The organism is Hyunsoonleella rubra, assembly GCF_042684665.1.
GTDB classification, from domain to species: Bacteria; Bacteroidota; Bacteroidia; order Flavobacteriales; family Flavobacteriaceae; genus Jejuia; species Jejuia rubra.
On sequence record NZ_JBHULY010000014.1, the window covers coordinates 74759 to 87359 of the forward strand.

9 protein-coding genes are annotated in these 12601 nt (G+C 40.2%); 4 read left to right on the forward strand and 5 right to left on the reverse strand.

All coding sequences use genetic code 11. From position 1 onward, the window contains the following. Window positions 1-24: 24 nt before the first annotated feature. The 4 genes from ACFSR8_RS07920 to gltB all read right to left on the reverse strand — a co-directional run bounded on the left by ACFSR8_RS07920 (window position 25) and on the right by gltB (window position 7256). The gene (locus ACFSR8_RS07920) at window positions 25-294 is read right to left on the reverse strand and encodes a hypothetical protein (protein ID WP_380290792.1); all 270 of its coding nucleotides are present in this window, start codon (window positions 292-294) and stop codon (window positions 25-27) included. Between the two features lie 32 nt (window positions 295-326). After that, window positions 327-857 (reverse strand): hypothetical protein, encoded by a 531-nt coding sequence (locus ACFSR8_RS07925; RefSeq protein WP_380290794.1) that lies wholly within the window; start codon window positions 855-857, stop codon window positions 327-329. 416 nt (window positions 858-1273) lie between these two features. Continuing rightward, window positions 1274-2740, reverse strand: coding sequence for a glutamate synthase subunit beta (locus ACFSR8_RS07930; RefSeq protein WP_380290796.1), 1467 nt, complete (start codon window positions 2738-2740; stop codon window positions 1274-1276). Window positions 2741-2744: 4 nt separating this feature from the next. Beyond that, window positions 2745-7256 carry a glutamate synthase large subunit gene (gene gltB / locus ACFSR8_RS07935; protein WP_380290798.1) on the reverse strand — a complete coding sequence of 1504 codons (4512 nt, stop codon included), beginning with the start codon at window positions 7254-7256 and terminating at the stop codon, window positions 2745-2747. 463 nt (window positions 7257-7719) lie between these two features. Between gltB and ACFSR8_RS07940 the strand changes: the two genes are divergently transcribed. The 4 genes from ACFSR8_RS07940 (at window position 7720) to ACFSR8_RS07955 (ending at window position 11877) form a co-directional block, all read left to right on the forward strand. Then, complete coding sequence (locus tag ACFSR8_RS07940; protein WP_380290800.1) at window positions 7720-8715, forward strand: outer membrane beta-barrel protein; 996 nt, start codon at window positions 7720-7722, stop codon at window positions 8713-8715. A gap of 104 nt (window positions 8716-8819) precedes the next feature. Then, on the forward strand, window positions 8820-10097 hold the full coding sequence (locus ACFSR8_RS07945; protein ID WP_380290802.1) for an ammonium transporter: 1278 nt from the start codon (window positions 8820-8822) through the stop codon (window positions 10095-10097). 183 nt (window positions 10098-10280) lie between these two features. Further along, window positions 10281-10619, forward strand: a complete 339-nt coding sequence (locus ACFSR8_RS07950; RefSeq protein WP_186557977.1) for a P-II family nitrogen regulator — start codon at window positions 10281-10283, stop codon at window positions 10617-10619. A 37-nt stretch (window positions 10620-10656) separates the two neighbouring features. Next, window positions 10657-11877 carry an ammonium transporter gene (locus tag ACFSR8_RS07955; protein WP_380290804.1) on the forward strand — a complete coding sequence of 407 codons (1221 nt, stop codon included), beginning with the start codon at window positions 10657-10659 and terminating at the stop codon, window positions 11875-11877. A gap of 59 nt (window positions 11878-11936) precedes the next feature. Here the strand turns inward: ACFSR8_RS07955 and ACFSR8_RS07960 are convergent, their stop codons facing one another. After that, a complete protein-coding gene (locus tag ACFSR8_RS07960; protein ID WP_380290875.1) occupies window positions 11937-12551 on the reverse strand; it encodes an HAD family hydrolase in 615 nt (204 codons plus the stop codon). Window positions 12552-12601: the final 50 nt, after the last annotated feature.

Here is a 12601-nt window from a genome sequence, read left to right on the forward strand (position 1 = left end):
AAGTTTTTCATCACAAGTTAAATATTAATTCCCCTCCATACAATCCTCAGTGGCTTCAAGTTGGTCAATTAAAGCCTGAAAGGAATTTTCATCGTCAAAGGCGGCACAATCGGCTTGGAGCTTTTTTAGTTCGTTAACCTGCTCTCGACAACTGAGGTTATCGTCATTGTTGGAATATCTTAGCAGTTGTTCGTAGCATTCCGTCGCATTAAACGTGTTCCTAACCGCTTCCGTTTGGGAACATCCTGAGAATAATAGGCACAAAACGATGCCTATAAAAATTGAATTTTTCATAGAAGTTAAAATTTGAATTAATTATTGTTTAGCTAAAATTTGAAACAAACGCCACCTGAGATATTGGAAATTCCGTAACCAGCTTCAACAAAGGCAGCGATAAATTCGGTAAAAAACCATCGTGCACCTATAAATCCAGAATGATCTACTCTGTTGCTGGGGCTTCTGAAGTTGCCCCCATTGCTATCAGAATAAAAATAATACCCAACTAAAAAACCGGCATAAAGATCGAGTTCATCAATTTCAAACCCATTGTAGTGATACGCAGGTCGCACTCCAATAGCCGTTTGGGACAATTTATATTCGCTTGTGGAACGATACTTAAAGGTTCTATGCCCTACGTATCCCCCAAGGCTAATAACTCCAGGGCCGGGGATTTCCCAAATACCTCTATCGTAACTTACACTGAACACGGGACTTACAGTGGCCGAGGAATAAAATCCATAGTCACCACCAAAACCGACGCCCACATTAATGGCGTTAGTGCCCTGGACAAAGCCTTGAGCTCCCATAGAAAAGATTGAATATACAACGAATGTAATGCCTAAAAATAGTTTTTTCATAATTATTCAGATTTGATTATTGTTAATTGAGACGAATATAGTAGTTTATCAATTTTTGAAAAAATTTTCGCCATCAAAAAGTACTCTTCTCAATTTGTTTTTGCATGCATTGTGAGGATTTCCATTTTTGTCATACACCATTAGATCAAATTAAGGGCTTCTATTCCATCTCCCTTTAGGTTTCCTGAAATTACAATAACAATGTGGACAATAGCTGAAGCGCGAAATGCTTGTATTCGGATAAACTATGAAGCCTTCAGCCTCGCTTTATTTCCAGTAAAAATAAATAAAACCTTGCCTTCGTTAGTTGAGAAGGCTTCTTTGAATTTAATTTTCCTTTTTGCAAGAACAAAAAAAGTCTTAACCAGAATACAAAAAAATGCGAACTTAAAAGTTCGCATTTAATATAACGTTTTTTAGTGCAAACTCACCAAATCACCCGCTTCATCCTTAGTTGGCAAATCGGTTTTGCCCATCAAATAAAGATCCACTTGCCTTGCGGCTTCACGTCCTTCCGAAATGGCCCAAACAATCAAGGATTGCCCTCTGCGCATATCGCCTGCGGTAAAGACGTTTGGAATATTGGTTTGATATTTTCCGTATTCGGCTTTATAGTTGGAGCGGGTATCTTTTTCAATACCTAACTTATCTGCTAAGGTGCTTTCAGGACCTGTAAAACCAAGTGCTAACAACGCTAAATCGCATGGCCATGTTTTTTCAGTACCTTCAATTTCAACTAATTGCGGACGCTGTCCGGGTACCATTTTCCACTCAACGTTTACAGTTTTTAAGGCTGTTAGTTTATTGTTTTTATCCGTTACAAATTCTTTGGTATTGATCAACCAGTTACGTTCAACCCCTTCTTGGTGTGAGGAAGACGTTTTCAATTGCAACGGCCAGAAAGGCCAGGGCGTTGTTGGAGAGCGATGCCCGGGAGGCTTTGGCATAATTTCAAAATTAACTACTGATTTTGCGCCATGTCGATTCGATGTCCCAATACAGTCAGAACCTGTATCGCCACCACCTATAACTATCACGTGTTTATCCGTGGCCATTATCTGATTCTCTACCTTTTTGCCGAATAAAACTTTGGTCTGTTGTGTTAAGAAATCCATTGCTTGAACCACGCCATCCGCATCAATACCCGGTGTAGGCAAACTACGTCTTTCGGTAGCACCACCACAAAGAACTACAGCGTCAAAAGCCTTAAGTTCTTTTACATCATAATTAACCCCAACATTCACATTGGTTTTAAAAATAATACCTTCTGCCTCCAAAATGGCCAAACGACGGTCGATAATCTCCTTTTCCATTTTGAAATTAGGAATACCGTAGCGCAGTAAACCACCTATTTCGTCATCGCGCTCAAAAACCGTAACCATGTGTCCTGCCCTATTTAGTTGCTGTGCGGCCGCCAATCCTGCAGGGCCTGAACCAACAACTGCAATGCTTTTTCCTGATCTGGCTTTAGGAGGCTGAGGCTTAATCCAACCCTCTTGAAAGGCACGTTCCACAATCTGCTTTTCGATATTTTCGATGGAAACAGGATCTTCAATAATGCCCAATACACATGATTTTTCACAAGGCGCCGGACATAATCTACCTGTAAATTCAGGAAAATTATTTGTGGAATGCAAAATCCAGGAGGCCTTTTGCCACTCACCTTGATGCACCATATGATTAAAATCAGGAATCAAATTTCCGAGCGGACAACCACTATGGCAAAATGGAATGCCACAGTCCATGCAGCGCGAACCTTGTTTTGTAATTTCCTCTTCTGAAAGAGGCACTGTAAATTCCTTATAATGTTTTACACGATCTTCTACAGACGTGTACTTTTCATCTTGTCTGTCAAATTCTTTAAAACCTGTTACTTTCCCCATGTCTCTAAGCTGTTAATTCTTCTACCATTGGTTCTTCAGTCTCTAAACGCTTCAATGCACGTTTGTATTCAATTGGCATCACTTTTACAAAATTGCCCAAACTGGTATCCCAATCTGCAAGCAGTGCTTTTGCAATACTACTATTGGTATAAAGTGCGTGCTTTTCTATCGAACCTCTTAATTCATTGGCATCTTCGCTAGTAATATCCTCAAACTCGATGGTTTCAGTATTACATAAACCATTCACAAATTTATTGTTTGGGTCATACACATATGCGATTCCACCGCTCATTCCTGCGGCAAAGTTTCGTCCCGTTTTACCAAGCACGATGATACGCCCACCTGTCATGTATTCACAGCAATGGTCGCCAACACCTTCAACAACAGCTGTAGCTCCAGAATTTCGAACTGCGAAACGTTCTCCCGCGATACCATTTATGTAAGCTTGACCATTTACCGCACCAAACAAACATACATTGCCAACTATAATGTTTTCATTCGCTTGAAAAGTAGCGTTGGCAGGTTTCTTTACAATAAGTTTCGCACCCGAAAGCCCTTTTCCAAGGTAATCGTTGGTATTACCTTCCAAAGTGAAGGTCAGTCCAAATGCTCCGAATGCACCGAAACTTTGCCCAGCAGAACCTCTAAAGTTGATGTTCAAAGTATCTTCAGGCAAGCCTAAATGGCCGTATATTTTTGAAATTTCGTTACTTACTATGGCGCCAACGGTACGGTTAACATTACTGATTGGGTATTGCAAGGTCATTTTTTCTTTACGATACATGGCGCGATGCGAATCCTTTAATATTGTAAAGTCAAGTACCTCATCGAGATTGTGATCTTGCTCTTCCGTATTTCTCACCACTAATTCACTATAAGCGGCGGGTCTATGCAAAATACTAGATAAATCCAGCCCTTTTGCTTTGTAATGCTTAATGGCTTTGTTTGCGTTTATTTTATGGGTTTGTCCAATCATCTCGGCCATGGTTCTAAACCCTAACTGCGCCATTATGCCTCTCAGTTCCTCAGCAATATAGAAGAAGAAGTTGATGACGTGTTCCGGCGTACCCTTGAAGTTTTTGCGCAACTCTTTATCTTGGGTGGCAACCCCAACAGGGCACGTATTTAAATGACATTTGCGCATCATAATACATCCGGATGCAACAAGTGGCGCCGTTGCGAAACCGAATTCCTCAGCTCCGAGCAATGCCGCTACGGCCACATCACGGCCAGTTTTCAACTGTCCGTCACATTCTACAACAATTCTACTTCTTAGGTTGTTCAATACCAAGGTTTGCTGGGCTTCTGAAAGTCCTAGCTCCCAAGGTAAACCGGCATGCTTTAGTGACGTTAAAGGAGAAGCTCCAGTGCCACCATCGTATCCTGAAATCAGAACAACATCGGCCTTTGCCTTTGCAACACCAGCAGCAATAGTTCCAACACCAACTTCCGACACTAGCTTCACATTAATTCTGGCGTCGCGGTTGGCATTTTTTAAATCGAAAATCAATTGTGCCAAATCCTCAATGGAATAAATATCGTGATGCGGTGGTGGTGAAATCAATCCTACAAAAGGTGTTGAATTTCGCGCCGCAGCAATCCATGGCAATACCTTTTCTCCAGGTAATTGTCCGCCCTCACCAGGCTTTGCACCTTGTGCCATTTTAATTTGGATCTCCCTAGCATTAGTCAAATAGTGTGACGTTACCCCAAAACGGCCAGAAGCCACCTGCTTAATAGCTGAGTTTCTACTGTCTCCATTGACGTCCGGATGGAAACGATTTCTATCTTCGCCACCTTCGCCAGAATTAGATTTGCCACCGATTCGGTTCATGGCAATGGCCAAATTTTCATGTGCTTCACGCGAAATGGATCCGTAAGACATCGCTCCCGTTTTGAAGCGTTTTACAATTTCCGTCCACGGCTCAACCTCATCAATTGGGATAGGATCTAAATTGTCAAATTCAAACAATCCACGAATGGTCATTAAGTTTTCAGATTGCTCGTTTATGGCTTTAGAATAAGTATCGTAACTCTGTTGGTCGCTCAACCTAACAGCTTGTTGTAATTTAGCAACTGTGGTAGGGTTAAACATGTGCCGTTCGCCATTACGTCTCCAACGGTAATCCCCACCAATATTCAAGCCTAACCTCTTATCGATTAACTTATCTGGATAAGCTAGCTTGTAGCGCTCGTTAATTTCTTTTTCTATTTCGTAAAGCCCAATACCCTCAATTCTTGATGTGGTATAGGGGAAATATTTTTCAACAAATTGCGAATTAAAACCAACAATCTCAAAAATTTGCGAACCTCTATATGAATGCAATGTTGAGATTCCAATTTTGTTCATAATCTTCAGGATGCCTTTCCCGATAGCTTTGTTGAAGTTTTCAACTGCTTGATCCTCGTTCAAATCAGAAATAAAGCCTTCTTTCACCTGCATTCTGATGATTTCGTTCACCATGTAAGGGTTGATGGCACTCGCACCATAACCAAATAGAGTTGCAAAATGATGTGGCTCACGAGGTTCGGCAGATTCGATAATAATATCAAAATAGGAACGCTTACGCAAACGGTTCATCTGATGATTGACATACGAACATGTCAACAATGCTGGAATTGGAGCAAACTCTTTATTTACGCCTCTATCCGAAAGGATAATGATGTTTGTCTTGCGGTCCAATGCCTTTTCAATCTGAACAATAATGTCGTCCAGAGCATCTTCCAAGCCATTCATCCCTTGAGCTTTGGGATACAACATTTGAATGGTCTCCGCTTTAAAGCTTTCGATTTGAATGGTTCTGATTTTCTCCAAATCCGCGTTTGAAATCACAGGGTTTTGGATTCGTAATTTTCTACATTGCCTTTCGGTGATGCTAAAAATATTGCGGTCCTTCCCAAGATTCAAACTAATATCTGTTACAATCTCTTCGCGAATACCATCCAAAGGTGGATTGGTAACCTGAGCAAAGAGTTGCTTAAAGTAGTTTGAAATCAATTGAGGTCTATCCGATAACACGGCCAATGGCGTGTCAATTCCCATAGATCCGAGGGCTTCTTTTCCCTTTTGCGCCATCGGTGTTATAACCTCCTGAATATCTTCGAATGTATAGTTAAACAGGCGTTGCCTTGTTTTAATATCAATCGTCTCAATAGGGCATGTTTCGCTGGTGTACGGCACATCCCTTAGGTGCAAACGAGTCTTGTCCAACCATGTTTTGTATGGGCGCTGTGATACAATTTCTGACTTGATTTCTTCATCGTCAATGATGCGTCCTTCGTTCATATCTACCAAGAACATTTTTCCTGGTTCCAATCGGCCATGCATCTCAATATCTTCTGGGTCGATGTCTACCACACCAACTTCGGAAGCCATGATCAATTTGCCACTTTTGGTCACGGAATACCTTGATGGCCTTAAACCATTTCTATCCAGAAGCGCTCCAATATAATCCCCATCGGTAAAAGGTACAGATGCTGGGCCATCCCAAGGCTCCATAATACAGCAATTGTATTCGTAGAAGGCCTTTTTGTCATCGCTCATGGTAGCGTGTTTCTCCCAAGCTTCAGGAATCATCATCATCATGATTTCAGGAAGGGAACGGTCGGTATGCGTTAGGAGCTCCACTACCATATCCATGGAGGCGGAATCCGATTTCCCCGGAAGGATAATGGGAAACAGCTTTTCAATTTGCGGTCCAAAAACGTCACTGCGCATGATTTCTTCTCGAACTCGCATACGGCTGACATTACCTCTTAACGTATTAATTTCACCATTCTGACACATAAAGCGGAATGGCTGAGCTAATTCCCATGTAGGCATGGTGTTGGTTGAGAAACGCTGGTGCACTAAAGCCAATCGGGTAACCAAATCCTTTTGCTGTAAATCAGTATAATATGGTCCGATATCCTCGGGCATAATAATACCCTTATATATCAAGGTTGTTGTGGATAAACTTGGCACATAAAAATAGGAACTCTGCGATATTTTTGACTCAATAATGGCGTGCTCGGTAATTTTACGTGCGGCATAAAGCTTAGCCTTAAACGTAGCTTCATCGATAGCTTCTGTTTTGCCAATAAAAATCTGTTCGATCGCAGGCTCTGAGGCCAATGCAATTTGCCCCAGCTGCGTGGAATCCACTGGAACCTCACGCCATCCTAGAATAGCAAGGCCCTGTGCTTCAACTTCTCTTTCAAAAGTGTCCTTACAATAAACGTATTGGTTTTTATTTTTTGGCAAAAACACCATCCCAACGGCATATTCCCTTTGGGCAGGGATATCGAATTTGCAAACACGCTTAAAATAATCATGAGGGATATCTATTAATAGACCCGCGCCATCGCCCGTTCTTCCATCCGCACTTACACCGCCGCGGTGTTCCAATTTCACCAGAATTTCTAAAGCATCATGAATAATTTGGTTTGTCTTTTCGCCTTTAAGGTTACAGATAAAACCAGCTCCACAGTTTTCATGTTCGAATTCGGGGGAATACAGTCCTTGTTCTTTCAACATAATCAACAGAAAATTAATTAAATGATTTTGGTTGGAAACGCTAAGATACACCCTAGTTTTTGATTTACAATAACGGGGATTTCATTATTTCGATTTTTTGATTGAACCTAAGCGAAAAATAGGTTTCTATCAATAATTATGAAATATATTATTAAATATTCAATCGATAATTTTTAGTCAATTATAGAGAAACCTGAATTAAAATTAACAAATGTTGATTTTCTTGAAAAAATGTCATGAAAAACGGACAAACACTAATAATACTTCAAATAAATGGGTTATTGATATTTCATAAAATCTTGTTAAAAACTAAATACCCCTAAAAAAATAGGGGTAAAATTTAAAAAATCATAAAAGTTGGCTGAATACCCCCTTTTTTTTGGGGGGTAAACTCTTTTTTAAATAGTTTAGCCCCGTCTTAAGGAAATAAATTTTAAAAATTAATAACCAAAATTTAAAGATTATGAAAAAATTATTATTTACCCTTACAATGCTTTTTTGCACAGCAGCATTATTTGCGCAGGATCCGAAGCTATCCATTACAGGTAGTGTAGATGCTTATTGGCAAACATACCTTACAGCTCCGGATAACGAAGGCGTATCGTTTGGAACAGCTTTCGCCGATCAATCCGGTTTTGCTATCGGTATGGGGAACATTATTGCGTCTTACGATGGTGAGAAGGCTGGTGTTGTTCTTGACTTAGTTACTGGACCGAGAGGTGCTGGTGCTACATTTAACACTGATATCGTTGATGGTATCGTTAACCAAGCTTATGTTTACTATAATGTTTCTGAAAGTACTACATTAACATTAGGTAGATTTAATACCTTTTTAGGGTATGAAGTTATTGCGCCTTCTGCAAACTTTAACTACAGTTGTTCTTATTTGTTTTCAAACGGTCCTTTCTCTCACATAGGTTTAAAGGCTGATTTTGCTTTATCTGATGATATTAGCTTAATGTTGGCTGTTACTAACCCTTGGGACACCAACAACATTTCTATGACTGGCGAGTATGCACTTGGGGCTCAATTAGGCCTTTACGGTCAATACTTAAACCTTTACTACGACAGTGGTAACAATGGAGGTTTAGGTTTCGAAATCGACTATACTGGTGGTTTCGATTTATCAGATGCTTTCTTCTTAGGAATCAATGCCGCTTATAACGATAATGATGGTTCAGGATTCTACGGAGCAGCTTTATATCCTCAGGTAGCGACATGTGACAGCTTTTCTCTAGGTTTAAGAGGTGAGTATTTTGCAATGCACGGAGATGCTAATCCTGCAGAGGAAAGCGTTATTGCTCTTACTTTAACTGGAAGTTACGAAGTTGGAAACTTTATCCTAAAGCCTGAGATTAGATTAGATTCTTGGAGCGATGACATGCCATATATTGACAATGATGGTGCAGCATCAGATAATCTTGCGGCGTTTACAATTGCCTCAATATTTACTTTCTAAATAATACACTGAGAAAATCTCAAGAGTAAAGAATTTAGCGAGTTCTTTATGAAAAAGGAACTCGCTTTATTCTCCTTAATTACTAACCATTAAAAACAATAATTATGTCATTATTAAACGTGCCCCTTATAATGCAAGACACCGCCGCAGTTGAAGGCGACATGGGAATGTTGTGGATGCTAATTTCTGGTATCCTGGTATTCCTTATGCAAGCCGGATTTACATTGGTTGAGTCTGGTATGACGCGTTCTAAAAACGTGGTGAACATCGCGATGAAAAACGTATTGGACATCGCCGTTGGTTCCTTGGTATTCTGGTTCATTGGATATTCTTTAATGTACGGAAGCACTAATGGCTGGATAGGCTGGGATGGATTTATGTGGTACGGAGGTGAAGATTCCTCTCCTGCTGATTTGTTCTTCCAAACCGTATTCTGTGCTACTGCAGCCACTATCGTTTCTGGTGCTGTTGCCGGTAGAACCAAATATACAACCTATATTATTTTCTCATTAGTTATGACCGCTTTTATCTACCCAATAGCAGGTGGATGGCAATGGAACGGTGATGGATGGTTGGCTCAAATGGGCTTCATCGATTTTGCTGGATCTTCAATTGTACATGCTGTTGGTGGATGGGCTGCCCTTGTTGGCGCTGCTTTAGTAGGCCCTAGGCTTGGTAAATATATTGACGGAAAAGCCGTTAACATACCAGGTCATAACAAATTATTGGCCGCACTAGGTGTATTCATCCTTTGGTTCGGATGGTTTGGATTTAACGGTGGTTCCCAATTAGCTTGGGGTGGCGATGATGCTACTGGAGCTTCTATGGTTGTTTTAGTTACAAACTTAGCCGCATCTGCTGGTGCGCTAGGAGCCCTTTTCCTATCATGGATCAAATATAAAAAGCCAAATATTGATATGACCCTTAACGGTGCCTTGGCTGGTTTAGTAAGTATTACGGCTGGTTGTGGTAATATGACTGAAGCTGGTGCAATTATGGCTGGTTTCATTGGTGGTATCATTGTGGTATTCTCAATGGAATTGATTGAGCAAAAATTAAAAATTGACGATGCCGTTGGTGCCGCATCAGTACACGGTGTTGCCGGTGCTTGGGGTACTTTGGTAATCGGTCTTTGGGGAGTTGACGGCGGTGCTGGTATTGGATTATTCAATGGTGGTGGTGCTGATCAGTTTGTTACTCAGTTGATCGGTACATTGGCCTACGCTATTTGGGCATTAGTTACTGCATTTATATTCTTCTTCATTCTTAAAAAGACTCTTGGATTGAGAGTTTCTGAAAAAGTAGAAATAGAAGGATTAGACTTGTCAGAGCATGGTGCTTTAGCTTACCCAGGTAAGAGACAAAGAGAAATTGAAGAATAGACAAAACAATAATTCTGATATAAAGATCTCTAAAAGTAAATTTTATCGGATATCATAATATCAATAAAGTTTAGTTTGATTTTTGGATGCCTCGGATTTCTGAGGCATCCTTTAATTTGACGAACTAAGTGCTTTCCGAATTTTATTTACTTTTGAAGCCTAACTGATAAAATTTAAGACATAATGAAAAAAATTGAAGCAATTATTAGAAAGTCCAAGTACAGTGCAGTGAAAGAAGCTTTGCATAGTGTTGGCGTAAACTTTTTCTCCTATTGGGACGTTACCGGTCTGGGTAACGAAAAGGAAGGACACGTATATCGTGGTGTATCTTACAGCACAAGTGATATTCAGCGCAGGTTCCTATCCATTGTTGTAAACGACGATTTTGAGGAGGCAACTATTAAAGCCCTTTTAGACTCCGCAGCTACAGGTGAAGTAGGTGATGGTAAAATATTCGTTTCCGACGTTACCGAATGCTACAGAATTAGAACGGGAGAAAAAGGCGGGAGCACTCTCAAATAAAATCAAACAAAAACATTTATAGATAATTTAAGATATTATGGAATTATTAACAACAAATAACGTATGGATGATGATCTGTACGGCACTGGTTTTCTTTATGCACCTTGGGTTCGCCTTTTTGGAAATTGGATTAACCAGACAAAAAAACACCATTAACATTTTATTTAAAAATATTTTTATCATCACCGTTGGCCTATTGTTATATTGCTTAGTAGGTTTTAACTTGATGTATCCGGGTGACTTTAACGGATTTGTCGGTTTTGCTGGTATCGGTTTGGAATCACCATTAGTTGACGGAGCATTGGATTTGGCCTACAATGAGGGCTATACTTATTGGACGGACTTCCTATTTCAAGGGATGTTTGCCGCTACTGCAGCAACAATTGTTTCCGGGGCTGTTGCCGAGCGTATGAAGATTGTTCCGTTTATGATTTTCACTATCGTATATGTAGGATTCGTTTATCCAATTGCCGGCTCATGGAAATGGGGTGGCGGATTTTTGGATGAAATGGGGTTCTATGATTTTGCTGGTTCCACTTTAGTACATTCCGTTGGTGGATGGGCTGCTTTGGTAGCCGTTTGGTTGCTTGGCTCCCGTATCGGGAAATTTAAGGATGGTAAGCCACAGGCACTTCCAGGGCATAACATTCCATTGGCCACTGCAGGAGTATTAATCCTTTGGTTAGGATGGTTTGGCTTTAATGGTGGTTCTGTGCTATCTGCTGATCCCGAATTAACTTCATTAACTTTAGTAACCACCTGTTTAGCTGCAGCGGCTGGTGGCGTGGTAGCCATGTTAGTATCCACTGTTATGTATAAGAATTTAGATTTAACAATGTTCTTAAACGGTATCCTTGGCGGATTAGTTGGTATTACAGCCGGGGCTGACGTAATGACTCCCACAAGTGCCATTATTATTGGAGCGATTGCTGGGGCACTAATCGTATTTGCAGTAGCCTTTATAGATTCATTAAAATTAGATGATCCAGTTGGAGCCATCGCAGTACACTTAATTTGTGGTATCTGGGGTACATTGGCAGTTGGAATATTTTCCACCAACCCAGAGCATAGTTTTGTTACCCAATTAATCGGTGTTTTATGTTATGCTGGAATCTGTTTGGTGTCTTCATTTATCATCATATTTGTTTTGAAATCAACTGTAGGAATTAGAGTTTCAGAAAGAGAGGAATTAGAAGGACTTGATGCCCACGAACACGGAATGGATGCTTATCCTGACTTCCGCTTGAATGAGCATTAATAGATTATCATAATTCAAAGTTAGTTAGTAAATGCCCTGCGATTTTTGCGGGGCATTTTTTATTGGATAAGGTTTAAAATATTGACAGGATTTGAAAAGTCTCTTATTACAGTTTTGCACCCTGCATTCTTAAGCCTGCCATCGTTTTTGGAGTCCACTCCAATAAAATTTATCCCAAGTTTTCCGGTAGCTTCAAAGTCCCAAATACCATCGCCGAAATAAACAACGGAATCAAAAAAGTTTTGACGATATTCTTTTAGCGCTTTATCCATCGAAATCTGAATGATTCTGCTTCGGTTATAATGGTCATTTGAAGAGCCCACAATGTACATGCCTAAATCTATTCCGATAGCCTTGCATTTTAAAATTGCAGTTTCTTTCCATCCGCCTGTTGCTATGGCAATTGCCAAATCATTGTGAGAATCAACCAGTTCTAGGAATTCAAATGCACCTTTTATCTGCGTGATTTCTTTTGTGTTTGAGCTGATTTGTTTGATGAACTCAGATTTGATGGCGTCAATTTCTGAATAACTGGGCTGCTTGTTGAGGTACTTTTCAAAAATTTCTTTGGTAAGCCCTAGATCTGTTACATGCTTAAAATCGCTCCAATCAGCATTTGATAAGTCAATATGGTGAAGCTTTTTAAATGTTGATTTAAAACAGAAATCATCAATTTTTTGTTGAGTCTATCAGGGTGCCATCGATATCGAAAAGTATCAGTTTC